Source organism: Ruegeria sp. YTSA075 (assembly GCF_059610245.1).
Genome location: NZ_JBXWNG010000003.1, coordinates 255,435 through 278,308, shown reverse-complemented (window position 1 = coordinate 278,308; position 22,874 = coordinate 255,435). Strand labels below are relative to the sequence as shown.

The window sequence follows — 22,874 nt, the reverse complement described above, 5'->3', positions numbered from 1 at the left end:
TCGCGCAGATCACAAAGGGGCCGCTGATACGGCCTCTTTTTTTCAAGGCGTCAGAAGCTTGCGGTACAGGGTGTCGACAAAAGGTTCTGCGCCTTCGAACGGGTCTTCGTCGCCCAGAATCGCGCGCACCTGAACTTCGAAATCTGCGTAGTGCTGGGTCAGGGCCCAGATCGAAAACATCAGGTGATAAGGATGCACCCGCGCGATTTTGCCTTGATCCATCCATCCGGTCAGAAGCGCGGTTTTCTGATCGACCAGTGCCTTCAAATCTTGCGACAAAGCCTCGTGAATGCGCGGCGCGCCTTGAACCAGTTCATTGGCAAACAGGCGGCTTTCTCGTGGTAGCTCCTGACTCATCTGCAGCTTTCGGCGAATATAGGACAGCAGTTCCTCAAGCGGGTCACCATTTTCGTCCAGATCGTGCAGCGGCGCTAGCCAGGTTTCCAGCAGGCCAGACAGAAGCTCCGTATGGATCGCTTCTTTTGACGGGAAGTAGTACAATAGGTTCGGCTTACTCAGTCCGGACTCAGCCGCGATCTGATCAACAGTCGAGCCGCGAAACCCATGCGACGAAAACACGTTCAAAGCGGCTTCTAGAATCGCAGCGCGGTTCTTCTTCTGAATGCGGGTTGGGGCGCGGTCGCTGGGCATCTGTTCGGCCTGTCTCTTTTTTTGTCAAGCAATCGTGGAATAAGCCAAAAATTCCGGCTGGTCCGCGCAATTTCTTGACTGATGTCGAACCCGTGATAGCGTGAGTTTGACCAGATGGTCAAATCAAGACACCAAAAGCGAGCAAATCGCAAGCAACAGGGAAAGTAACTATGGCAGCTCCGGCGCAGAATCTCAGGATCAATGGCGACAGGTTGTGGGACAGCCTGATGGAGATGGCCAAGATCGGCCCCGGTATTGCAGGTGGCAATAATCGCCAGACCCTGACGGATGAAGACGCCGCGGGGCGCGCCCTGTTCCAGGAATGGTGCGAGGAAGCAGGCTGTTCCATGGGATTGGACCAGATGGGCAACATGTTTGCCATGCGCGAGGGAGCCGACCCAGAGGCGCTGCCGGTTTATGTGGGTTCACATCTCGATACCCAGCCGACAGGCGGCAAGTATGATGGTGTGCTGGGTGTACTGGGTGGGCTAGAGATCATTCGCACGTTGAATGATCTGGGCATCAAGACCAAACATCCGATCATTGCGACGAACTGGACCAATGAAGAAGGAACGCGCTACGCGCCGGCCATGCTGTCCTCGGGCGTGTTTGCTGGGATGCACACACTGGATTGGGCCTATGACCGCGAAGACGCGGAAGGTAAGAAGTTTGGCGACGAATTGCAGCGGATCGGCTGGCGCGGCGAGGAAGAGGTTGGTGCCCGCAAGATGCATGCCTTCTTTGAACTGCATATCGAACAGGGCCCGATCCTGGAGGCCGAGGGCAAGGATATTGGCGTTGTAACCCATGGGCAGGGCCTGAGCTGGACGCAAGTTACGGTGACGGGCAAGGATGCCCATACCGGCTCGACCCCGATGCCGATGCGCAAGAACGCGGGGCTGGCCATGGCGCGAATTCTTGAGAAAGTGGATGAGATCGCCTGGTCACATGCACCGCACGCGGTGGGTGCGGCGGGGCATATTGATGTCTATCCGAATTCCCGCAATGTGATACCGGGCAAGGTGGTGTTTACGGTCGATTTCCGCTCGCCCGAGTTGGAGGTGATCACCGATATGGAGAACCGCCTGCGCGTGGCGGCCGAAGATATCGTGAACGAGATGGGGCTGCAGATCGCGTTCGAGAAGGTTGGCGGGTTTGATCCGGTGAAGTTTGATGACGGCTGCGTGGCAGCTGTGCGCAACGCCGCCGAGCGGCTGGGGTATTCGCATACAGATATCATCTCGGGCGCGGGTCATGATGCGTGCTGGATCAACCGCGTCGCGCCAACTGCGATGGTGATGTGCCCCTGTGTGGACGGGCTGAGCCATAACGAAGCCGAAGAAATCAGCAAGGACTGGGCCGCAGCGGGGGCGGACGTCTTGCTGCATGCGGTCGTCGAGACAGCTGAGATCGTGGGATAGGGGGCGCTGCCCCCGTCGCCCGATGGGCGACTCCCCCGAGGTATTTTTGAACAGAAGAAGCACGTGGCGCAGACCGCGACAGGGAGAGTAAAATGAGCACTGTGATCAAGAACGGAACCGTCGTGACTGCGGATTTGACCTATAAGGCGGATGTGCTGGTCGAAGGTGGTATCATCACTGAGATCGGGAAAGATCTGCAAGGCGACAAGGAGTTGGATGCAACCGGCTGCTATGTCATGCCTGGCGGGATCGACCCCCATACGCATCTTGAGATGCCGTTTATGGGCACGTATTCCAGCGACGATTTCGAAAGCGGTACGCGCGCGGCCTTGGCCGGAGGCACCACGATGGTGGTGGATTTCGCGCTTCCCAATCCGGGCGAAAGCTTGCTGGACGCGCTCAAGCGTTGGGACAACAAATCAACGCGGGCAAATTGTGACTACTCGTTCCATATGGCGGTGACCTGGTGGGGCGAGCAGGTCTTTGACGACATCAAGACGGTTATCGAGACTCGCGGGATCAACACATTCAAGCATTTCATGGCCTATAAGGGCGCCTTGATGGTCAACGATGATGAGTTGTTTGCCTCATTCAAACGTCTGGCCGAATTGGGCGGCACCGCGATGGTGCATGCCGAGAACGGTGACGTGGTGGCCGAGCTGAGCGCCAAACTGCTGGCCGAGGGCAATACCGGCCCAGAAGCACACGCTTATTCCCGCCCGCCGCAGGTGGAAGGCGAAGCGACCAACCGCGCGATCATGATTGCTGATATGGCCGGTGTGCCCTTGTACGTGGTGCATACCTCGTGTGAAGAGGCGCATGAGGCCATTCGGCGCGCGAAGATGCAAGGCAAGCGGGTCTGGGGAGAACCTTTGATCCAGCACCTGACATTGGATGAGAGCGAGTATTTCCACCATGACTGGGAACATGCGGCGCGGAGGGTCATGAGCCCCCCGTTCCGGAACAAGCAGCATCAGGACAGCCTGTGGAATGGTCTGCAATCAGGCACATTAAGCGTGGTCGCCACGGACCATTGCGCGTTCACGACTGAACAGAAACGCTATGGAGTGGGGGATTTCACCAAGATCCCGAACGGAACTGGAGGGTTGGAAGATCGGATGCCGATGCTTTGGACCCATGGGGTGAATACTGGGCGTTTGACGCCGAACGAGTTTGTGGCTGTTACCTCAACAAATATCGCCAAGATATTGAATTGCTATCCGAAAAAGGGCGCGGTTCTTGTCGGTGCTGATGCTGATCTGGTGGTTTGGGATCCGGACAAGGCCAAGGTGATCTCGGCCGAAACGCAACAATCGTCGATCGACTACAACGTGTTCGAAGGTAAAGAAGTGCGTGGACTGCCGCGGTTCACGCTGACCCGTGGTGCGGTTGCTGTGCATGATGGTGAGATCCAGACGCAGGAAGGGCACGGAAAGTTCGTATCGCGTGAGGCCAATACACATGTGAACAAAGCGCTGAGCACTTGGAAAGAGCTGACCGCACCGCGACCTGTCGAGCGGACGGGTATTCCGGCAACGGGGGTTTGACGGGCTGAGCGGTGGCATTCGACATTCGTCCCATAACATCGCCTTGGAAGCTGGCTGGGCGCATTGCGCTGGTGGTTTTGATAAGCTGCTTTGTGTGCAACGCTGTTTTTTGGACAAGCATCTATTTAGAGTTGTTTGGGGCCCGGTGCGAGTTCATTTGTCCGCCAACTATCGGAGAACTGGTTTTTGCCATTGCCACTTGGGCTCTCTTTGCAAGCGTGCTCGCTGTCCCTGTGGCAACATTCGCAATGACACCACTCATTTGGCTATCATACGACCTTTTGCAGACTAAAATGCCTGAGGCACGAGCATTTTCACTCTCGATCGTCATATCCATAGTGGTGGTTTTAGCGATCGGTTCCTTGCTGACCATTGGGATACGCGGAGTGCCTGTGACTGTGAAGCCGCTTATTGAATTGTTTCCAGGTGTGCTTGCGGTGTTAGGAATAACGTTTGGTGCGGCGATAATATTGCTCACCATCGAGAGAGCTCTCAAAAAGTAGGACGTGTGAAAGTGACAATACAATCAACGCAACAATCTAGCGTTATACAAGCGGCTCATCTCGACCTGACCTTTCAGACGAATGATGGCCCGATCCATGCCCTTAAAGATGTGAATCTCACCATCGACAAGGGCGATTTCGTTAGCTTCATTGGCCCGTCTGGCTGTGGTAAAACCACGTTCTTGCGTTGTATCGCGGCGTTGGAAGCCCCGACCGGCGGAACGTTGAGCGTGAATGGCATGACCCCGGATGAAGCGCGGCGCAAGCGTGCCTATGGATACGTGTTTCAGGCCGCCGGGTTATACCCGTGGCGCACGATTGCCAAAAACATCAAACTGCCGCTTGAGATCATGGGATACTCCACTACGGAACAGGATGAGCGCGTTAAAAAAGTCTTGGAACTTGTTGACCTTGAGGGGTTTGGTGGGAAGTTTCCTTGGCAGTTATCCGGTGGGATGCAGCAACGTGCCAGTATCGCGCGCGCCTTGGCTTTTGACGCCGATATCTTGCTGATGGACGAGCCATTTGGGGCGCTGGATGAAATTGTGCGCGATCACTTGAACGAACAGCTTCTGGCGCTGTGGGCGCGGACCGAGAAGACAATCGGGTTTGTGACCCACTCGATCCCCGAAGCGGTGTATCTGAGTACCAAGATCGTGGTCATGAGCCCGAGGCCCGGGCGGATCACGGATGTGATCGACAGCCCTCTGCCCAAGGAACGTCCCTTGGACATTCGTGATACGCCGGAATTCATCGAGGTCGCGCATAGGGTGCGCGACGGCCTGCGGGCGGGGCATTCCTATGATGACTGACCCTGTCCAGATCAGGCGCGCAAGACCTGCGGATGTAAAAGCATGCGCCCGGGTGGTTCATGACTGGGCCAGCCGGACCGCGTGGATGCCCGAAGAATTGCCGGTTGATCAGTTGGCCGGGATGATCAGAGAAGCATTTGACGCACGTGAAATCTGGGTCGCCGGTGATCCGGTGGATTGTTACATGTCTGTCGACCCAAAAGAACAGAAGATCGGCGCGCTCTATTGCAGCCGAACCGGGCAGGGTATTGGCAAACACCTTGTCGATAAGGCTAAGGAAGGGCGCGATTTTCTTTGGCTAACCACACATAAACCTAACACAGCGGCGCAAAGGTTTTATCGGCGCGAAGGGTTCGCGGTTACGGCTGAGGAACCACCTGTGCCTCCGGATACGGTTCCGGTGTTTCGGATGGAGTGGCGCGCATGAAGCAGTTTCTCGCCGTCATGACCGTTTTGCTGGCCATTGTCATGCTTTGGTATTTGGCCGTGGCGCCGATGAATATCCGCGTATCGCTGGATCAGGCGGAACGCGCCGGGGAAACAGTGACACCCGAATTGTCCAGGGATCGCCAGCAGGTGTCGGCCTGGGTTCTGATGGCGCAGAACTCTTCGCATATCGCACGGGGTTACGAATTGGATCGACCGCGCCTGCCAACCCCGGTCCAAGTTGGCCAGGAGCTTTGGAAAACTACGGGTGAAATGGCGATGCGCGGGCGAGCCATGTCCAAACGGTCGCTGATTTACCACGGATGGATCACCCTTCAATCAACGCTTTGGGGTTTTGTTCTGGGCACGGCTGTCGGCATTCTCGGGGCCGTTGCCATCGTCTATTCCCGCGTTGTGGATATGAGCCTGATGCCCTGGGCCATTATCAGCCAGACAGTCCCGATTGTGGCTTTGGCGCCGATGATCATTGTCTTAAGCTCGCAACTTGGGATCGAAGGGCGCGGCGTTCCGAAGGCCATCATCTCGGCCTATCTGTGTTACTTCCCGGTTCTGGTGGGGATGGTCAAAGGGTTAAGGTCACCAGCTGCTTCGCAATTGGATTTGCTGAGAACCTACAATGCAAACGGTCTGCAGGCGTTTCTGAAGCTGCGTCTGCCGTCCTCGGTGCCCTATCTGTTCACCTCTTTGAAGGTGGGTGTCGCAGCCGCTCTGGTCGGAACAATTGTCGGAGAACTTCCAACAGGTGCAATTTCGGGCCTCGGCGCGCGGATATTGATCGGCGATCAGTTTGGCACACCGCTTGCCATCTGGGCGGCTCTGTTCGCGGCGGCGATTCTGGCGGGGATTCTGGTGACCTTGCTGGACGTGTTGCAACGGGTGACCCTGAAACGCATGGGGATGAGCACATGAGTTGGTTGATCTTTGCGCTGATCTTCTGGGCCGGAGCCTGGTGGCTGAATGCCTGGCTGGCGCGGTCGATCTATCGCGATTCCAAGGGCGTTCGGGTCTTTGTGCCTGTGCTGTTCGGTGTCACATTGCTGATCCTGTGGGAGGGTCTGGTGCGCGGGCTAAACGTCTCACCCGTGATCCTGCCGCCGCCCTCGATGGTGGCGCAGACCTTTGCGAATTCGACAGATATTCTGTGGCAGGATTTCACTCAGACCGTGTTCAAAGGGGCTTTCACCGGGTTTGCCATTGGCAGTACCGCAGCATTCCTAACGGCGATCCTGATCGACCGATCAGTTTTTCTGACACGTGGTTTGCTGCCCATCGGGAATTTTGTCGCGGCTCTGCCCATCGTCGGGATTGCGCCCATTCTGGTCAGCTGGTTCGGGTTCGACTGGCAATCCAAAGCGGCCGTTGTCGTGGTGATGGTGTTCTTCCCGATCCTTGTGAATACGGTGCAGGGCCTGCGCGAGGCGGATGCGATGCAACGCGATCTGATGCGCACCTATGCGGCCAGCTACATGCAAACGCTGGTCAAGCTGCGCTTGCCTGCGGCGATGCCGTTCATTTTCAACGGGCTCAAGATTGCCACGACGTTGGCGCTGATCGGGGCGATTGTCGCCGAATACTTCGGATCGCCGACGCGCGGCATGGGCTTTCGGATCTCGACTGGGGTGGGTAGCCTGTCGATCGATCTGGTCTGGGCCGAGATTGCGGTGGCGGCCATGGCGGGTACGGTGTTCTATACATTGGTGGCAGGGATCGAAAAGGTGGTGACCTTCTGGCACCCCTCACAACGCGGATAACCAAAAGAAGACTTAACAGACCTCGAAAACGAGGCACACCAAGCAACTAGGAGAAGATGAAGATGAAAAAGCTACTCAGCGGGGCGGTTGCCGCCTTGAGCCTGACCGCCAGTGCATCACTGGCCGCAGACGAAGTGAACCTGCAGCTCAAATGGGTCACGCAGGCTCAGTTCGCGGGCTACTATGTGGCGAAGGACAAGGGGTTCTACGAAGAAGAAGATCTGGACGTGACCATCTTGCCGGGCGGTCCGGATATTGCGCCAACGCAAGTGATTGCTGGCGGTGGGGCAGATGTGACCGTTGAATGGATGCCAGCGGCCTTGGCCGCGCGCGAAAAGGGTCTGCCGCTTGTGAATATTGCGCAGCCATTCAAAAGTTCGGGCATGATGCTGACCTGTTGGAAGGATGCCGGGATCGCCGCGCCCGAAGACCTGAAGAACCGCACCCTGGGCGTTTGGTTCTTTGGTAATGAATTCCCGTTCATGAGCTGGATGAGCCAGTTGGGTATTGATACTGGCGGCAAGAGCGAAAATGGTGTCGAGGTTCTGAAGCAGGGCTTCAACGTCGATCCGCTGTTGCAGCGTCAGGCCGATTGCATCAGTACCATGACCTATAACGAGTACTGGCAAGTGATCGATGCGGGCGTCAGCCCCGATGAGCTGGTGACCTTCAAATACGAAGATCAGGGCGTCGCAACTTTGGAAGACGGTCTGTACGTTCTGGAAGAGAACCTGAGCGACGCGGCTTTCGTGGACAAGATGCAGCGCTTTGTGCGCGCCTCAATGAAAGGCTGGAAATATGCCGAGGAGAACCCGGAAGAGGCCGCATTGATCGTTCTGGACAATGACGCAACAGGTGCGCAGACCGAAGAACATCAGAAGCGAATGATGGGTGAGATTGCCAAGCTGACCGCTGGTTCGAATGGTGCGCTGGACCCGGCGGATTTTGAGCGGACAGTGGGCACATTGCTGGCAGGCGGGTCTGACCCGGTTATCACCAAACAGCCCGAAGGGGCCTGGACTCACCAGATCACGGATGCAGCCTTGAACTAAGGTAATTCATCCTCGAAGCCGTTTTAGCGCGGTCCCAAATGGGGCCGCGCTTTTTTTGTGCCGACTGTTGGAATTGTGCGTGTACTCGGTGTCAAATCAGGTTAGTATTTCCCTGTATAACTTCGCATTTCATCCGTAATGCATTGGATGATGGGGTAAAATGCAAGGATTTGCATCAGAATTCAGGATGGCGATGGGTCTGATCCTCAACGGGGATGCAGAGCTTTGGGCGATAGTGCTTTTGTCTCTGCAAGTTTCCCTTCTTGCCGTGCTGATTTCCGCGCTGATCGGAATGCCCATTGGGGCGGCTCTGGCGGTGGCACGGTTCCCCGGGCGGCGGGTTTTGATCGTGCTGATGAACGCGCTGATGGGCTTCCCGCCCGTGGTGGTCGGGCTGTTGGTCTATCTGATGCTCTCACGCTCAGGGCCCTTGGGTGTGTTGGAACTGCTTTACACACCTACCGCCATGATCATCGCGCAGGTCGTGTTGGTCACACCAATTGTGGCCGCGCTGACCCGCCAAGTGGTTGAGATGTTGGCCGAGGAGTATTCGGAACAACTCCGTTCGCTGGGCGTGTCGCGATTGGCGTCTGTACCAGTTCTGCTTTGGGATGCGCGGCTTGCTTTGGTCACGGCGCTGCTGGCCGGATTTGGCCGTGCGATTGCCGAGGTTGGGGCCGTGATTATCGTTGGGGGCAATATCAACCACGTGACGCGGGTGATGACCACGACGATTGCGCTGGAAACCTCGAAAGGCAACCTGGCGCTGGCGCTGGCTTTGGGGGCGATCCTGATCGGGATTGCGGTGGCCGTGAATGCCATGGTCAGCGCGGCCAGCCTGCGGGCTGAGCAGGAGGGGTTGCGCCATGCGTGATCTGGTGTCGGAAATGGCGAACTGCCTACAGGTCCGCGATGTACAAATCCGCCGCAATGGCACTGCTCTGCTGGATGTTTCCAATCTGATGCTGGATGGGCCGGGGCCGACCTTGCTGTTGGGCCCAAACGGGGCGGGCAAAAGCCTGCTGCTACGTTGTTTGCACGGGCTGATCGCACCTGATCAGGGTCGAGTGTTGCAGGATGATGAGGCTTTGAACGTCGGTCACATGGCCCGGCAGGCAATGGTGTTTCAGCAGCCGGTTCTTCTGCGGCGTTCGGTGTCGGCCAATCTGGATTTTGTGCTCAGGCGTCAGGGCCTGAAGCGCGCAGCGCGCAAGGCGCGGATTGTCGAATTGTTGGCCGAAGGCGGGCTTGAGGGCAAAGCGCGGCAGGCCGCGCGTTCTTTGTCAGGTGGTGAGGCGCAGCGTCTTGCGATCCTGCGCGCTCTGGCGGCAACGCCCGAAACCTTGTTTCTGGACGAACCCACAAGCGCATTAGACCCAAACGCGACGCAGATGATCGAAGGCATGATTTTGCGGGCGTCGTCACGCAGCGTACGGATTGTCATGGTGACACACGACATCGGGCAGGCACGGCGGTTGGCGGCAGACATTGTCATGATGCAAGGCGGTCGCGTGGTTGAACACGGACCTGCCAAACAGGTTCTGGAGACCCCAGAAAGTGAAGCCTCACGCCGTTATCTGGCGGGCGGCTTGGTGACCTAACAACAAATCGGAGATTATGATGGTTCGGGCAGTATTGCGCGCAGCGGCGGTGGGGCTTGGCCTGATGACAGGGGCGGGTTTTGCGGAAGAGCCGTTCATCATTGTGCAGTCGACAACTTCAACACAAAATTCGGGCCTGTTGGATTATATCCTGCCGGGGTTTGAGGCTGAATCCGGGATCGATGTGCGTGTTGTTGCCGTCGGCACCGGACAGGCCATTCGCAACGCGATCAACGGGGATGGTGACGTGTTGCTGGTGCATTCCAAACCAGCGGAAGAGAAGTTCGTGGCCGATGGCTGGGGCGTTGAGCGGTTTGATTTGATGTATAATGACTTTGTGTTGGTCGGGCCAAAATCGGACCCTGCTGGCGTCAAAGGTGGGTCAGACATTCTGTCTGCGCTCAAGGCGATCGAAGCGGCGGGCGCCGTGTTTGTCTCGCGCGGGGATGATAGCGGGACACACAAGGCCGAGATGAGGCATTGGGCGGATACCGGTATTGATCCGACCCAGGTGTCCGGAACCTGGTATCGCGAAACCGGCTCGGGCATGGGGGCGACGTTGAATGTGGCCAGCGGCATGGGGGCGTATACGCTGACAGATCGGGCGACGTGGTTGTCATTTGGAAATCGGGGCGATCTTGAGAGTCTGGTCGAAGGAGACCCGCGCCTGTTCAACCAATATGGGGTGATCCTTGTAAACCCGGACAAACATCCCAAAGTGCGGGCCGAGGCAGGGCAGCGGTTTGTCGATTGGCTGACAGGGCCGGAGGGGCAGATGGCCATCGAGTCATACCGCTTGCAAGGGCAGCAGGTGTTCTTTCCCAACGCGCGCTGAATGGGCCTTTGGCTAGAGGGTTCTTAAAATGATCAAGCGCTAGCCGCTGGCGCCATTATGGTGGACCTGTCCGAGTCCGGTCAGGTCGTAGCCCCCAAACTCGGATGCGCGGTCCTTGAACGGGTCTGATTGCAGAAAGCCCAGCAGTTTCTGCATGGGCGCATCAAAGTAAGCGCGCCGCCAGATCGCCAGATCCAGCCGTTCGGAATGGGTTGGTGAAAATCCAAGGTTATAGAGTCCGGCCAAAGCCCCGAGGCCAAAACCTGCCTCGGCTTTGCCATCATGTAGGGTGATCGCCAGTTCCTCTTCGGTGCGGGCGCAGTTTGGAAGGGCGTCCAGATCATCCCGTGTCATGCCATGTACTTCCAGCTGCGCATCGAACAGGCGCTGGCTGGCTGCACTGTCCTGGCGCAAAATGACGCGTCGGCCCTTAAGATCAGCAAAGCCCGCGATACCTGAGGTTCCGGGCGCAAGAAGCAGACCCCGTTGGCGCTGCGCGACCTCAACCAGCACAACAGGCGCCTCACCAAGCGTGTCGCGCAAGGATTGGGTGTTGAACCCACGGTCTTCGTGGATGTGCAGTACTGCCGCCTGTGCGCTTCGGTCTGCAAGGCGAGTCAGACCGTCAAATGAACCGTCGTAGTAGGTCGCCAGCCCCGATCCGCTTTCGCGCAGCGCCCAGTCTAGCAAGGGATCGTGGCTGCCCGCGACAATCGGGGGCAGGGGTGGTTCGGCCACATGTGGGCCCGATCGCGAGGCATTGAGCCAGGCTATGACTTCGGCCCGTGGAAACAAAAGCTTGCCCATGGCGCGGACGCAAGGCAGCTCACCCGATGAGGCCAGATCGTAGGCCTTGCGCTCGCCGATCCGAAGCAGGTCGGCCAGTTCCTTGGTGGTCAGATATTCGAACATTTAATCCAGACGTACAGCTGCGCCAGAGGTGGCTTCTTCAGCGCTAAACCCCATCTGCTCCAGCGTGTAGGGGGCTGCAACCGTGATGACGACCATCGCGGCCAAGGCGGTAAGAAAGGCTTTCATGGTCTCCTCCGGTTCAGTTTTGATCAACCGTTGCACTGCGCAAGAAGGCAATCAGGTCGATCCGGTCTTGCGCTTGCGTGATCCGTTGCATCGGCATCTTTGATCCTGGAATGTAGTGATCTGGCCCTACATCGAAAAGGGCGTTTATCGTCTCGTCATTCCAAATGATATCAGAGTCTTGCAGCGTTTCCGAGTAGAAATAGCCCGGTAAGGTGCCGGCCCGCCGCCCAAAGATACCATGCAATGTGGGACCTGCGCGGCGTTGCCCATCGGGTGTCAGGCTGTGACAGATCGAGCATTTGCGGGCAAATTGGCGCTCTCCATTACCCATTTTTGCGGGGTCTTTCAGAAAGCTGGGCTCGGCTACCGCCATTTGTCCCTGATCACCAAGGGTAGACACTGGCCAACTATACATGGCCTCATCAATGCCACCGGCATGGATATTCTGCCCGTCTGTGGAAAATGCCAAGGCCCAGACCGGACCGCGCAGGGTTGCGCGGAAATCACTGGCGATGCGCCAGTTTTCCGTGTCGATCACCATGATATAGCCTTCGCCGTCGCCGACGGCCAAAAGCGAGCGATCCGGGCTGAGGGCAAGGGCCAGTATCGGACGGCGATCCAGGGTGAAATCCCGTTCTTCACCTGTTGAAAGATCGCGGATGCGGGTCACGCCATCCACCGCGCCATAGGCGATCCAGCCGTCATCTTCGTTCAGGATCAACTCGTTCAGCCCGAACCCGTGTTCGACCAATCGCAGTACCTCTTGGCCGCTGAAGACATCCCATTTCCGCAGACTGCCATCGACCCCGGCAGAATAAAGCTGGTCACCTTCGCGCGAAAACGCCAGTGCATTCACGCCACTGCCGACTGGGCCAAGCAGAATTGGGTCTGATCCGTCAACCGACCAAACACCTATTGTGCCATCCCAACTGGCGGTGGCTACATGCGTTTTCGAGGCTGCGATGCCGACGATCTTGCCTTTGTGCTGGCCAATGATTTCTCCGCCCGGCCAGCGGCGCAGGGTGAAATCGTCCCCGGCTGAATAGATCGCAGTGCCATTAAAGACGACCGCGTTGACCGCCGCTTCGTGGCCTTCCAGCCATTCGGGTGTCTGGTCTGACCACACTCCGACCGAATTGTCGAAACTGGCCGTTGCGATCCGGCCATCCGATGCGGTCGCAATTCCCATGATGGGGCCGCCATGCCCCTTGAGCGTGAAGAAATCAGCCCAAACGGGTAGGGGGATCAGAGCAAACGCCAGAACCAGCGCGCGCATCTATTCCGCAGGTGAGGCCGCTGCCTTGCTGGCCTCTTTTTCCTGCACCTCTTCCAGCCACAGCGAGTGGTGCTCACGGGCCCATTGCTCCTCGACTTCACCAGTGCCCATGGCGTCAAACGCGCCCTCCATGCCGATGGATCCAAGATAGATATGCGCCACGATGATCGCGATGAACACATAGGCAACCATCACGTGCCAGACTTGGGCGTATTGCATCTCTTCCTGCGGTGACATCTGGACGGGCAGGCTTAGGCCCAAAGCCTGCGGAATGCCGGTGGAATTGGCAACGGCGAACGTCTTGGCGAACATCGGCAGTTCGAAGGGGAACAACAAGGATAGGCCGGACAGGCTGATTGAGGTGCCCAGCACTATGCAGGCCCAGAAGATGATCTTTTGGCCCGCGTTGAACTTCTTAGCAGGTGGATGGCTGCCTTTGGTGAACAGGCCCCCTCCGGCAGCGAGCCATTTCAGATCGGTCCGGTTTGGAATGTTATGTGAAATCCAGTTCACCGTGACAATGATCAGGCCCAGCATAAAGGCCCAGGCCAAATTATTGTGCAGCCATTTGCACCCTTGGGCGATCACCGCAAACCCTTCCTTGCCGAAGATTGGGATCAGGACGTCGCGACCATAAAGGGTGAGCAATCCGGTTATTCCGAGGATGATAAAGGATCCGGCAAAAAGCCAATGACCAAAGCGTTCGAAACTTTTGAAACGCGTGACTGTGCGGCCCGTTTTTTCGCCATCTATGCGAATTCGGCCCCGGATCAGGAAGAACAATAGGATCAGACCCAGCATTACGGCGATGATATAGGTGCCGTATTCGCGTAATGGTCCGGTGCGGAATTGCCACCACCACATGCCGCCGTCTTGTATTAGAACACTGTCTGCCGGGCCGCGCGATGACACGGTAACATCTGCCGACCCAAAGCGCAGCGCGCGGTAAACATCGCTGTCCGAGGATACGCCGCTAGGTCCAAACTGGCCCAACAGGCCTTCGACATTGCCCTGGCCGGTGTTCTCCGATCGAAAACTGTTGTCCACATTTTCGCCGCGTTGGCGGGCCAGGATATCTTCGAGCGTTGACGCACCTCCGGTCGAGATGCGTTCATTTGCGGTGGCTGGTGCATCGGCCTCGTCGGTTTGTGCAACGACGGCTTGGGCCATCCCAATGGTCAAAAGCAATGCGATGAGTAAGCGGAACATCTGAGCCTCGGTCAAAATTCCATATCAGGCGACCCACGGTTGCGGGTCGCCTGTTTGGTCAATGAAAGCGGTCTTAGCCGTCTTTCTGGTCGTAGGCAGTGCCCCAACCCCACGCGCCTGAACCAAACCCGCGGGCGACGACGCGCTCACGGTAGATGGCCGAGACCACATCGCCGTCACCGGCGAGCAGGGCCTTGGTGGAACACATCTCGGCGCAGATGGGCAATTTGCCCTCGGCGATCCGGTTGCGACCGTATTTGGCGAACTCTGCGGTCGAGTGCGTTTCTTCAGGGCCGCCAGCGCAGAAGGTACATTTGTCCATCTTGCCGCGTGATCCGAAGTTGCCCGCCTGTGGGTATTGCGGCGCGCCGAATGGGCACGCGTAGAAACAATAGCCACAGCCAATGCACAGGTCCTTGGAATGCAGGACAACCCCTTCTTCGTTCTGATAGAAGCAGTCGACCGGGCACACCGCCATGCAGGGCGCGTCAGAGCAATGCATACAGGCCACCGAGATCGAGCGTTCACCCGGGTCACCGTCATTGATCGTTACCACCCTGCGGCGGTTTACGCCCCACGGAACCTCGTGCTCGTTTTTACACGCGGTGACGCAGGCATTGCACTCGATGCAGCGTTCGGCGTCGCAGAGAAATTTTGCTCTTGCTGCCATTTTCTCTTCTCCTCCTTACGCTGACCAGATTTTACAGAGAGTCGCTTTGGTCTCTTGCATCTGGGTCACTGAATCATAGCCATAGGTCTGAGCGGTGTTGGTACTTTCGCCCAGTACATAGGGGTCTGCACCAGCGGGATATTTATGCCGCTGATCTTCGCCCTGGAAATGGCCACCAAAGTGGAACGGCATGAAGGCCACACCGGCACCGACCCTGTTGGTCAGCATCGCCATAACCTTGACCTTACCGCCCTCAGGACCCTCGACCCAGACCTGCGATCCGTCCCGAATACCAAGGTTGTTGGCATCGCGCGGATTGATCTCGACGAACATGTCCTGCTGAAGCTCGGCCAGCCACGGGTTCGACCGTGTCTCATCGCCGCCGCCTTCATATTCGACCAGACGACCTGACGTGAGGATTATCGGGTAATCCTTTGAAAAGTCGTTCTTTTGGATCGAAGCGTAAAGGGTGGGCAGGCGATAGGCCTGACGGTCCTCGTAGGTCGGATAGTCCGCAACCAGATCGCGCCGGTTGGTATAAAGCGGCTCGCGATGCAGTGGGATCGGATCCGGGAAGGTCCAAACAACCGCGCGGGCTTTGGCGTTCCCGAAGGGCGCACAGCCATGCTCGATCGCAACCCGCTGGATACCGCCCGACAGGTCGGTTTTCCAGTTGGTCTCTGGTCCCGCAACGGCGTCAATGGCTGCACGTTCGTCAGCCGTCAGATCACCATCCCAGCCAAGGTCCATCAGCATCTGCATCGTGAATTCGGGATAACCATCCTGAATTTCCGATCCAACGCTATAGACCCCTTCGGCCAGCAGGTTGTCACCATCGCGTTCCACGCCAAAGCGCGCGCGGAAGGTCAGGCCGCCTTCGGCCACCGGCTTGGACATGTCATAGAGGTTTGGTGTCCCCGTATGCCCCATTTCCGGCGTTCCCCAGCAAGGCCAAGGTAGACCGTAATACTCGCCGTCGTTTGGCCCACCAATGGCTTGCAGCGTGGTTCTGTCGAACGTGTGCTGGTTGGCCATATGGCTTTTCAGGCGCTCTGGCGATTGTCCGGTATAGCCGATGGTCCAAAGGCCCGCGTTGAACTCACGCGTGATGCTTTCGACATTCGGGGTTTCTGGGTCGTCCATCTCGATATTACGGAACAACCGATCCGCCCAGCCGAACTTGTTGGCGAACTTGGCCATGATGACCTCGTCCGGCAGGCTTTCGAACAGCGGATCAACCACCTTATCGCGCCACTGTAGCGAACGGTTCGAGGCCGTGACGGAACCACGGGTTTCGAACTGCGTGCAGGCCGGCAACAGATAGACGCCATCGGTGCGGTCATGCAGAACGGCGGAAACGGTGGGATACGGGTCGATCACGACCAGCATGTCCAGCTTCTCCATCGCCGTCTTCATTTCCGTCATCCGGGTCTGCGAGTTGGGCGCGTGGCCCCACAGAACCATGGCGCGGACGTTATTGTCCTGATCCATGTTGGCCGGGTCTTCCAGAACACCGTCGATCCAACGAGAGACCGGGATGCCGCGTTCATTCTGAAGCGGTTTATCCTTGCCGTCCTTGTCCTTGATCGTGGCGAACTGACCTGCCAGCCATTCGGGGTCTTCCCCCCAGACACGGGCCCAGTGACCCCAAGCCCCTTTCGACAGGCCATAATAGCCGGGCAGGGTGTGTGACAGAACACCAAGGTCGGTCGCGCCCTGTACGTTGTCATGGCCACGGAAGATGTTGGTGCCACCCCCCGAGGTGCCCATGTTGCCAAGCGCAAGCTGCAGCACGCAATAGGCGCGCGTGTTGTTGTTGCCGTTGGTGTGCTGGGTCCCACCCATGCACCAGATCACGGTGCCGGGGCGGTTATTGGCCATTGTGCGGGCAACGCGTTTCAGCTGTGAGCCGGGCGTGCCGGTGACGCGTTCGACCTCATCCGGGTTCCACTTGGCGACTTCCTCACGGATCTGGTCCATGCCCCAGACACGGGTGCGGATGAACTCTTTGTCTTCCCAACCGTTGTCGAAGATATGCCACAGGATACCCCAGATCAGCGCCACGTCTGTGCCCGGACGGAACCGGACATATTCATCCGCATGGGCTGCCGTGCGCGTAAAGCGCGGGTCACACACGATCAACGGGGCGTTATTCTGCTCTTTCGCACGCAGAACATGCAGCAGCGAGACAGGGTGCGCCTCGGCCGGGTTGCCGCCGATGATGAAGATGGCCCGAGAGTTGTGGATGTCATTATACGAATTGGTCATGGCGCCGTAGCCCCATGTATTCGCAACACCCGCAACCGTGGTCGAGTGGCAGATACGGGCCTGATGATCCACGTTGTTCGTGCCCCAATAGGCGGCGAATTTGCGGAACAGATAGGCCTGTTCGTTATTGTGCTTGGCCGAACCCAACCAGTACACGCTGTCCGGCCCGGATTCCTGACGGATGTTCATCATGCCGTCGCCGATCTCGTCGATCGCCTGCTCCCAGCTGATGCGTTTCCACTCGCCACCTTCCTTTTTCATCGGATATTTCAGGCGGCGCTCGCCATGGGCATGCTCGCGCACCGAGGCCCCCTTGGCGCAATGTGCACCCAGGTTGAACGGGCTGTCCCAGCCGGGTTCCTGCCCGACCCAAACGCCGTTCTGCACTTCGGCAACGACGGTACAGCCGACCGAGCAGTGGGTGCATATGGATTTGATATTCTCGACGGCCTGATTGGCCGCTGTCTGGGCACTGGCTGGCGTCACGGTTCCACCCGTAGCGCTGATCGCGGCGAGGCCGCCGATCGTCAGGCCCGAGCCACGCAGGAATGCGCGGCGATCGACGGTTTTCTCGCCGACCTGGGACAGGATACTTGTCCGCTGGGGGCGTCTCGCAACCCCGTTGGTCTTTTTCCTAAGCATTTCTTTCCTCCCTTGCTGGCCATGATGATCATGGCTGGCTTGGTAACTGCGAAACCGACGTCAGGGCCAATCGCAACCGTCAGTCGGGTAGATGACATCGTCCAGCTGGTGCGCCGGGCGCGGTCGTCGTGCTGAAAGCGCGCTTTCAAGTGGCTTAGAAGCGCGCGCTTTCCAGATACGCACGGGTGTGCGGCGTATCCTGCATGCGGGTCTCGTCCGTGGGCAGCTCGGCTGCTTCGGCTTGACCGCTTAGGCTGGCAGCGGCAACAGCAGCAGGCGCTGCGGTTCCGGCCAGTTTCAGGAAGTCGCGGCGCGTTGCGCCTTCTTCCTTCGTCGTGCTCATGGGTGTCTCCTCTCCCATTTGCGATCTAGCGCCAATTCGGGCGCTGGCGAGTGGCGGGTTATGCCGCCGTCATTCGGAACGCCTCGCGTTCGATCTCCATGAACACCCGACCGGCAGTACCGACCGAGGCATAGAGAACCGAATTTTCAGCGGCTTCCAAATCCGAATAGAAATGCGCGGCCCAGGGACCGATATGTTTGTTCCAGAACGCTTTCTGGTCATCCAACAAGGCAGGCGCACCAAAGCGTCCAACGATCATGCCCGCCATCATCTCCATCAACGAGGCGATGTTGTCTTCGGGTTCGAACACATTCTGCGCCCGAGTTATGCCGCGCACGGCCATATCGTTACGCAATTGCGCCAAGGGTTTTTCGTTCAGGAACCCAGTCAGATAGAAACTGGCATAGGGCAGCAGCTCACCACGCCCCAATCCGATAAACAACGCGTTGAATTCGCGCTCGGCGGCGGCGGGTTTGGTGACCTTTGCTACGCGCGACATCGCCTGAATGGCCTGTCCCAGATCGGTTTCATCGCCGCTTAGCCCCGCCATCTGGTCCAGCAGCAATTTATCCGGTGGACCGGCCAAAAGCAGACCGAGGAAATTGTAGAAATCCGCGCGCAGCCGATCCTCGGCTGAGATATCCAGTGTTTGCGCGTTATCTGCGGTCATGCGTTATCCTTCGAATTCAAATCTCATACGACGCGGGGCAGGGGGAAGCTCTGCGATCTCTTCGGCCGCATCCCGTTCGACCATAGCGACGGGTTCGGGGGCAGGTTCCGCAGCTACGACCGGATGGGTCTCGGACTCGTCCTCGGTCTCTTGAGCCTCGGTCTCGACTTCTTGTTCTTCGGTCTCAGCCGCCAGTGCCTCGACATGGGCCAGCATCCCTTTGCCAACCTGATACGCGGTTTGCAGGTTCTCGATCACGCAGGCCGCGTCGGTGTAATCCTCGCCGTAGTCGACAAGACCATCCACATTGGCCAGCACCGGGTTCAGACGCCACAGGCGTCGCAATGCGCGGCGGCGCAGGCGGTCTGGCACCGCTTTGGCCATGAAACCCGAGACATCATCGCCCGCCTGCAAGTGATCCGGGTCGGGCAAGTTGAATTCGGCCAATATTTCGGCGTCGCTTTTTTCTTCCAGCTCGGCCTGCTGAAGGGCAATCACCTGTTCTTCGGCGGCGATAACTTCAGCCTCAGCTTCGGCCTGAACGGCAGCCTTGCGGCGAGACCAGAAATCGCGGGACTGGGTCATTGCACAACCCTCCGCGGCGCGCGGTAGACGTCTGAATCCTGCCGGATCCGCGCATCGCCTTTGCCATCTTCCACCAGATCGGTCCGTTTCTTGTCGCGGCGGCGCTTGATGAAAACCTCATCACGGTGGTGTTCCAAGGTAAAATCGCGCACCCAGGCAATCAAACCTTCGGACATCGGGATCTTCTCGACCAGTTCCTCACCCGTATCCGCATAGTCCTGGCCTTCGAACGGAGAGGCAGTGATCAATACCGCATCCATCGGGCGTTCCCCGTCCAATGCATCGCGTAGAACCAGATAGATCGACGGTTGCCCGTCAGACAGGTTGACCATGTAGGCCTCAGTCTCATCCACCCATAGGGTCAGGGGCAAGGTGGCGGCGTGGTATTCGACAGCATCGCCCTCGCGGCGCAGTTCAACCCAATCCGCAGGGCCTGCACCCGGCAGGGCAGCGACCGCGCGCCAGTTCCACTTGGCCCAGCGGGTTACCCCGGGCGTTTTGCGCACGATGACGCCAACTGGCATTTCGATACAGCTTGCGGCCTTGGCCACTGGCTCCTCCCCGTAAGGCTCTCCCGTGCCTTAACTTGCGTCTACTATGGTACACAAAATACCGATCTGCCAAGCCTGTATTATGTGCAAATCCGCGTGATCGACAAAAATTTAACATGTGAAACTCTGAGTATTTCTATAAGAAAAAAGAAGCCTTGCAGATTGTTGGTTACAATTCGGTCTGAGTTTCAAGTGTGGATTGTAAGCTGCGGCATACCATCTAAAGTGGGCACCTAAGGAAGCTGTCCGGGGGAGGGACATGGCCACCAAACTTATTCTATGCGACTGTGAAGGATCGCAATCCGTCGATGCTGCGCGGATCGGATCCGCCTGCGATCTGGAATGTTCGAAGGTTCACACCGGATTGTGTACCCGCGAACTTGGGCTGGTGGCCGATTTTCTGACAGGCGATGACCCGGTGCTGATTGCCTGTGGGCAAGAGCAGGAAGTGTTTCGGGACCTGGCCGAAGACCTGGGTGTTGAACCGCCCGCTTTTGTGGACATCCGGGATCGTGCGGGTTGGTCAGAGCAGGCGCAAGATGCGGCCCCTAAAATGGCTGCACTGGCGGCTGAGGCCATGATCCCGATGCCCATTACACCTAGCGTGGATGTGATTAGCGAGGGGACCTGCTGCATCATCGGCCCCTCCGACGTTGCGTTCGAACTGGCGGATCGTCTGGCCAACTTGCTGGCCGTGACGGTTCTGACAACTGATGGCGGCCATCCCATGACCCGATCTTTTGACGTAGTTCAGGGGCAGGTACGGTCGGTCACTGGCGCGTTGGGGGGATTTGTGCTGCGGATCGATCAGCTGCGGCAATTGGAGCCGGGGGGTCGCGGGGCTTTCGCCTGGTCCGATCCGCGTGACGGGGCCAAATCCACCTGCGACATACTGATTGATCTGACAGCTGGCACACCGCTGGTTCAGGCCCCTGCCAAGCGCGAAGGGTATCTGCGGGCAGATCCGCGCGATCCGTTGACGGTGGCCCGTGTGGCGTTTGACGCGGTGCAACTGGTCGGGACGTTTGAAAAACCGCTTTATGTGCGGCTTGAGGAAACGCTCTGCGCTCACTCACGCGCTGAACAGGTCGCTTGCACCAACTGCCTTGATATCTGCCCAACCGGTGCGATCACATCAGCTGGAGAGCATGTCGCAATCGACCCGATGATCTGTGCAGGTTGTGGGGCCTGCGCCGCTCTGTGCCCTTCGACCGCGATCACCTACGAGGATCCTCCGGTATCAGCAATCCTGTCGCGGATGCACGTTCTGGCGCGCACCTATCGGCGGGCGGGTGGCACTGTGCCGCGCCTGCTTGTGCACGATGCGCATGGGGCCGAGATGATCCGCCTGGCCGCGCGTTTTGGCCGTGGCTTGCCCTCCGATGTGATCCTGATGGAGCTGAGCGTCATCTCGGGTTTCGGCCATGCCGAAATGTTGGCCGGTCTGGCCCATGGGTTTGCACGGGTGGATGTATTGCTCGCGCCAACAACTGAGCGGGATGCGCTGGATCGGGAACTCGCGCTGGCTTTGGCCATCGCCACAGATGCCGGTCTGAGCCTTATTGATGAGCCCGACCCGGACGCGTTGTCTGATCTGCTTTATGCGCAGGCTGTTCCGGCACCGCTGATAGACCCTGTGTTGCCATTGGGCAATCGCCGACAGATCACGCGGCTGGCGGCACAAGCTTTGAACCCAATGAAGCAAGAGCCGCTATCTTTGCCAGAGGGCGCCCCGTATGGTGCGGTTGCAGTGGATACAGACGCCTGCACCCTTTGTCTGAGTTGCGTTTCGCTCTGTCCTTCAGGGGCGCTGATCGACAACCCGGATAAACCACAACTGAACTTTCAGCAGGATGCCTGCCTGCAATGCGGTCTATGCCGGAACATCTGCCCCGAGGATGCGATTGCGCTGGTGCCACAACTGGATTTGAGCGATACGGCCCTATCGCAACAGGTATTGAACGAAGAGGAACCCTTTGCCTGTGTCGAATGTGGCGCCCTGTTCGGCGTGAAATCGACGGTGGAACGCATCATGGAGAAACTGTCGGGCACGCATCCGATGTTCGCCTCTTCCGAGCAGGCGCGGATGATCCAGATGTGTGACAATTGCCGGGTCGAGGCGCAGTTCAAGTTGGAGGACAATCCGTTCCGGTCCAATCCCAAGCCGCGGGTTGTGACGACGGATGATTACTTCTCAAAGCGGAAAGATCATTGATGCTGCAGCGGCTTGCCCAGATCCGCCGCTTCAATGATCGAGACAAAGGCCAGGATCGCGTCGAGGTCATCCAATGTCATCTCAACCGGATGGATGGGCGACGGGCGCGTCGGATCGAAGGGCGGCGTCAGCCCATCGATTTGGGTAAAGGCGGGGTGCGGGTTCAGCGCAAAGAAGGCCTGAAATCGTTCGTCCCAATCCGGAAGACTGCGCAAAACCGCGAAAGAGGGGGTCGAGCCCAATCCGTTCATCCGGTTTCTTGGACCGATAACATGGCAGCGACCACAATGGGTCATCGAAAGCTGCTCACCCAGGGTCACGTCACCCTCGGGTGTGGTTGCTTCATCGGAAACGGCGACCTCAAAACTGGCGCTAAAGGGCGCGCCCTGATCGGGTGCAAAGCTTTCGATCGTGCGTTTTCCGATCTCGGATATCAGCCAATCCCGGAACCGGGCCTGCCGGGGATCGTCCTGAATGTTCAGATGGTAGGCGATACCGCCGCGGGCAAAGACCGGATCACCGGCTGGGCCCGCCGTCAGCGACATAACACCGCTTTCATCCGCAATAACGCGTATCCCGGTCTTGAGCGAAAAGCGTGGAAGAATATGTTGCAACAGGCCGGTGTCTGTCACCTCGGACGGGGCGGCCAGGCCGATGGCCTCTTGCGACCCGGAAGGGGTGGCGGTGAGCGTCAGGCTGAGGCACAACAGGACAAAGCGCATGGCCAAACCTAACGGCCAACAGGCAAATGCGTCAAATGAACTAGGAAAGACGGAGACAGGTGCGA

24 protein-coding genes are annotated in these 22,874 nt (G+C 58.2%); 12 read left to right on the top strand and 12 right to left on the bottom strand.

Going from position 1 to position 22,874, the window contains the following annotated elements:
* Positions 1 to 42: 42 nt before the first annotated feature.
* A complete protein-coding gene (locus tag AC2FGE_RS07405; protein WP_496818568.1) occupies positions 43 to 651 on the bottom strand; it encodes a TetR family transcriptional regulator C-terminal domain-containing protein in 609 nt (202 codons plus the stop codon).
* Positions 652 to 821: 170 nt separating this feature from the next.
* Here AC2FGE_RS07405 and AC2FGE_RS07400 point away from each other — a divergent pair, with 170 nt between their 5' ends.
* The 11 genes from AC2FGE_RS07400 to AC2FGE_RS07350 all read left to right on the top strand — a co-directional run bounded on the left by AC2FGE_RS07400 (position 822) and on the right by AC2FGE_RS07350 (position 10,620).
* A complete protein-coding gene (locus tag AC2FGE_RS07400) occupies positions 822 to 2,072 on the top strand; it encodes a Zn-dependent hydrolase (protein ID WP_496818567.1) in 1,251 nt (416 codons plus the stop codon).
* 92 nt (positions 2,073 to 2,164) lie between these two features.
* Positions 2,165 to 3,619: a dihydropyrimidinase gene (gene hydA, locus AC2FGE_RS07395; RefSeq protein WP_496818566.1), complete on the top strand. Its 1,455-nt coding sequence runs from the start codon at positions 2,165 to 2,167 to the stop codon at positions 3,617 to 3,619.
* An 11-nt stretch (positions 3,620 to 3,630) separates the two neighbouring features.
* Positions 3,631 to 4,122, top strand: coding sequence for a hypothetical protein (locus AC2FGE_RS07390; protein ID WP_496818565.1), 492 nt, complete (start codon positions 3,631 to 3,633; stop codon positions 4,120 to 4,122).
* Positions 4,123 to 4,133: 11 nt separating this feature from the next.
* Positions 4,134 to 4,934 (top strand): ABC transporter ATP-binding protein, encoded by an 801-nt coding sequence (locus tag AC2FGE_RS07385; RefSeq protein WP_496818564.1) that lies wholly within the window; start codon positions 4,134 to 4,136, stop codon positions 4,932 to 4,934.
* Positions 4,927 to 5,361: a GNAT family N-acetyltransferase gene (locus AC2FGE_RS07380; protein ID WP_496818563.1), complete on the top strand. Its 435-nt coding sequence runs from the start codon at positions 4,927 to 4,929 to the stop codon at positions 5,359 to 5,361. The genes AC2FGE_RS07385 and AC2FGE_RS07380 overlap by 8 nt, the downstream gene beginning before the upstream one ends.
* The gene (locus tag AC2FGE_RS07375; RefSeq protein WP_496818562.1) at positions 5,358 to 6,290 is read left to right on the top strand and encodes an ABC transporter permease; all 933 of its coding nucleotides are present in this window, start codon (positions 5,358 to 5,360) and stop codon (positions 6,288 to 6,290) included. The genes AC2FGE_RS07380 and AC2FGE_RS07375 overlap by 4 nt, the downstream gene beginning before the upstream one ends.
* A complete protein-coding gene (locus AC2FGE_RS07370; RefSeq protein ID WP_496818561.1) occupies positions 6,287 to 7,132 on the top strand; it encodes an ABC transporter permease in 846 nt (281 codons plus the stop codon). The genes AC2FGE_RS07375 and AC2FGE_RS07370 overlap by 4 nt, the downstream gene beginning before the upstream one ends.
* A 62-nt stretch (positions 7,133 to 7,194) precedes the next feature.
* A complete protein-coding gene (locus tag AC2FGE_RS07365; RefSeq protein WP_496818560.1) occupies positions 7,195 to 8,184 on the top strand; it encodes an ABC transporter substrate-binding protein in 990 nt (329 codons plus the stop codon).
* Positions 8,185 to 8,344: 160 nt separating this feature from the next.
* Complete coding sequence (locus AC2FGE_RS07360; RefSeq protein WP_496818559.1) at positions 8,345 to 9,058, top strand: ABC transporter permease; 714 nt, start codon at positions 8,345 to 8,347, stop codon at positions 9,056 to 9,058.
* A complete protein-coding gene (locus AC2FGE_RS07355) occupies positions 9,051 to 9,785 on the top strand; it encodes an ATP-binding cassette domain-containing protein (RefSeq protein WP_496818558.1) in 735 nt (244 codons plus the stop codon). Before AC2FGE_RS07360 ends, AC2FGE_RS07355 begins: the two co-directional genes overlap by 8 nt.
* Positions 9,786 to 9,804: 19 nt before the next feature.
* Positions 9,805 to 10,620, top strand: coding sequence for an ABC transporter substrate-binding protein (locus AC2FGE_RS07350; protein ID WP_496818557.1), 816 nt, complete (start codon positions 9,805 to 9,807; stop codon positions 10,618 to 10,620).
* Between the two features lie 39 nt (positions 10,621 to 10,659).
* On the opposite strand, the gene AC2FGE_RS07345 is transcribed toward AC2FGE_RS07350, so the two are convergent.
* The 10 genes from AC2FGE_RS07345 to AC2FGE_RS07300 form a co-directional block, all read right to left on the bottom strand.
* Complete coding sequence (locus tag AC2FGE_RS07345; RefSeq protein ID WP_496818556.1) at positions 10,660 to 11,532, bottom strand: substrate-binding domain-containing protein; 873 nt, start codon at positions 11,530 to 11,532, stop codon at positions 10,660 to 10,662.
* Positions 11,533 to 11,658 (bottom strand): hypothetical protein, encoded by a 126-nt coding sequence (locus AC2FGE_RS07340; protein WP_496818555.1) that lies wholly within the window; start codon positions 11,656 to 11,658, stop codon positions 11,533 to 11,535. It lies immediately after the preceding gene.
* A gap of 13 nt (positions 11,659 to 11,671) precedes the next feature.
* Positions 11,672 to 12,934, bottom strand: coding sequence for a c-type cytochrome (locus AC2FGE_RS07335; protein WP_496818554.1), 1,263 nt, complete (start codon positions 12,932 to 12,934; stop codon positions 11,672 to 11,674).
* Positions 12,935 to 14,143 (bottom strand): formate dehydrogenase subunit gamma, encoded by a 1,209-nt coding sequence (locus AC2FGE_RS07330; RefSeq protein ID WP_496818553.1) that lies wholly within the window; start codon positions 14,141 to 14,143, stop codon positions 12,935 to 12,937. It lies immediately after the preceding gene.
* A 73-nt stretch (positions 14,144 to 14,216) separates the two neighbouring features.
* Positions 14,217 to 14,813, bottom strand: coding sequence for a formate dehydrogenase FDH3 subunit beta (gene fdh3B / locus AC2FGE_RS07325; RefSeq protein ID WP_039530246.1), 597 nt, complete (start codon positions 14,811 to 14,813; stop codon positions 14,217 to 14,219).
* Positions 14,814 to 14,828: 15 nt separating this feature from the next.
* On the bottom strand, positions 14,829 to 17,723 hold the full coding sequence (locus tag AC2FGE_RS07320) for a formate dehydrogenase subunit alpha (protein WP_496818552.1): 2,895 nt from the start codon (positions 17,721 to 17,723) through the stop codon (positions 14,829 to 14,831).
* 154 nt (positions 17,724 to 17,877) lie between these two features.
* A complete protein-coding gene (locus AC2FGE_RS07315; protein WP_480827516.1) occupies positions 17,878 to 18,066 on the bottom strand; it encodes a twin-arginine translocation signal domain-containing protein in 189 nt (62 codons plus the stop codon).
* A 58-nt stretch (positions 18,067 to 18,124) separates the two neighbouring features.
* The gene (locus tag AC2FGE_RS07310; RefSeq protein WP_496818551.1) at positions 18,125 to 18,736 is read right to left on the bottom strand and encodes a TorD/DmsD family molecular chaperone; all 612 of its coding nucleotides are present in this window, start codon (positions 18,734 to 18,736) and stop codon (positions 18,125 to 18,127) included.
* Positions 18,737 to 18,739: 3 nt separating this feature from the next.
* The gene (locus AC2FGE_RS07305; protein ID WP_496818550.1) at positions 18,740 to 19,321 is read right to left on the bottom strand and encodes a DUF3306 domain-containing protein; all 582 of its coding nucleotides are present in this window, start codon (positions 19,319 to 19,321) and stop codon (positions 18,740 to 18,742) included.
* Positions 19,318 to 19,872: a DUF3305 domain-containing protein gene (locus tag AC2FGE_RS07300; RefSeq protein ID WP_480549037.1), complete on the bottom strand. Its 555-nt coding sequence runs from the start codon at positions 19,870 to 19,872 to the stop codon at positions 19,318 to 19,320. The genes AC2FGE_RS07305 and AC2FGE_RS07300 overlap by 4 nt, the downstream gene beginning before the upstream one ends.
* A 259-nt stretch (positions 19,873 to 20,131) precedes the next feature.
* Here AC2FGE_RS07300 and AC2FGE_RS07295 point away from each other — a divergent pair, with 259 nt between their 5' ends.
* Complete coding sequence (locus AC2FGE_RS07295; protein WP_496818549.1) at positions 20,132 to 22,087, top strand: 4Fe-4S binding protein; 1,956 nt, start codon at positions 20,132 to 20,134, stop codon at positions 22,085 to 22,087.
* Here the strand turns inward: AC2FGE_RS07295 and AC2FGE_RS07290 are convergent.
* Entirely contained in the window at positions 22,081 to 22,809 is a 729-nt protein-coding gene (locus AC2FGE_RS07290; RefSeq protein ID WP_496818548.1) for a c-type cytochrome, read from the bottom strand. The two genes, AC2FGE_RS07295 and AC2FGE_RS07290, sit on opposite strands and share 7 nt — an antisense overlap.
* Between the last annotated feature and the right edge of the window lie 65 nt (positions 22,810 to 22,874).

Excerpts from the sequence above, each read along its gene's own strand:
- AC2FGE_RS07350 (WP_496818557.1), top strand. The coding sequence starts at position 9,805 with ATGGTTCGGGCAGTATTGCGCGCAGCGGCGGTGGGGCTTGGCCTGATG.
- AC2FGE_RS07315 (WP_480827516.1), bottom strand. The coding sequence starts at position 18,066 with ATGAGCACGACGAAGGAAGAAGGCGCAACGCGCCGCGACTTCCTGAAA.
- AC2FGE_RS07295 (WP_496818549.1), top strand. The coding sequence starts at position 20,132 with ATGGCCACCAAACTTATTCTATGCGACTGTGAAGGATCGCAATCCGTC.
- AC2FGE_RS07380 (WP_496818563.1), top strand. The coding sequence starts at position 4,927 with ATGACTGACCCTGTCCAGATCAGGCGCGCAAGACCTGCGGATGTAAAA.
- AC2FGE_RS07400 (WP_496818567.1), top strand. The coding sequence starts at position 822 with ATGGCAGCTCCGGCGCAGAATCTCAGGATCAATGGCGACAGGTTGTGG.
- AC2FGE_RS07290 (WP_496818548.1), bottom strand. The coding sequence starts at position 22,809 with ATGCGCTTTGTCCTGTTGTGCCTCAGCCTGACGCTCACCGCCACCCCT.
- AC2FGE_RS07360 (WP_496818559.1), top strand. The coding sequence starts at position 8,345 with ATGCAAGGATTTGCATCAGAATTCAGGATGGCGATGGGTCTGATCCTC.
- AC2FGE_RS07335 (WP_496818554.1), bottom strand. The coding sequence starts at position 12,934 with ATGCGCGCGCTGGTTCTGGCGTTTGCTCTGATCCCCCTACCCGTTTGG.
- hydA (WP_496818566.1), top strand. The coding sequence starts at position 2,165 with ATGAGCACTGTGATCAAGAACGGAACCGTCGTGACTGCGGATTTGACC.
- AC2FGE_RS07365 (WP_496818560.1), top strand. The coding sequence starts at position 7,195 with ATGAAAAAGCTACTCAGCGGGGCGGTTGCCGCCTTGAGCCTGACCGCC.
- AC2FGE_RS07370 (WP_496818561.1), top strand. The coding sequence starts at position 6,287 with ATGAGTTGGTTGATCTTTGCGCTGATCTTCTGGGCCGGAGCCTGGTGG.
- AC2FGE_RS07405 (WP_496818568.1), bottom strand. The coding sequence starts at position 651 with ATGCCCAGCGACCGCGCCCCAACCCGCATTCAGAAGAAGAACCGCGCT.
- AC2FGE_RS07310 (WP_496818551.1), bottom strand. The coding sequence starts at position 18,736 with ATGACCGCAGATAACGCGCAAACACTGGATATCTCAGCCGAGGATCGG.
- AC2FGE_RS07320 (WP_496818552.1), bottom strand. The coding sequence starts at position 17,723 with ATGCTTAGGAAAAAGACCAACGGGGTTGCGAGACGCCCCCAGCGGACA.
- AC2FGE_RS07305 (WP_496818550.1), bottom strand. The coding sequence starts at position 19,321 with ATGACCCAGTCCCGCGATTTCTGGTCTCGCCGCAAGGCTGCCGTTCAG.
- AC2FGE_RS07340 (WP_496818555.1), bottom strand. The coding sequence starts at position 11,658 with ATGAAAGCCTTTCTTACCGCCTTGGCCGCGATGGTCGTCATCACGGTT.
- AC2FGE_RS07375 (WP_496818562.1), top strand. The coding sequence starts at position 5,358 with ATGAAGCAGTTTCTCGCCGTCATGACCGTTTTGCTGGCCATTGTCATG.
- AC2FGE_RS07355 (WP_496818558.1), top strand. The coding sequence starts at position 9,051 with ATGCGTGATCTGGTGTCGGAAATGGCGAACTGCCTACAGGTCCGCGAT.
- AC2FGE_RS07330 (WP_496818553.1), bottom strand. The coding sequence starts at position 14,143 with ATGTTCCGCTTACTCATCGCATTGCTTTTGACCATTGGGATGGCCCAA.
- AC2FGE_RS07345 (WP_496818556.1), bottom strand. The coding sequence starts at position 11,532 with ATGTTCGAATATCTGACCACCAAGGAACTGGCCGACCTGCTTCGGATC.
- fdh3B (WP_039530246.1), bottom strand. The coding sequence starts at position 14,813 with ATGGCAGCAAGAGCAAAATTTCTCTGCGACGCCGAACGCTGCATCGAG.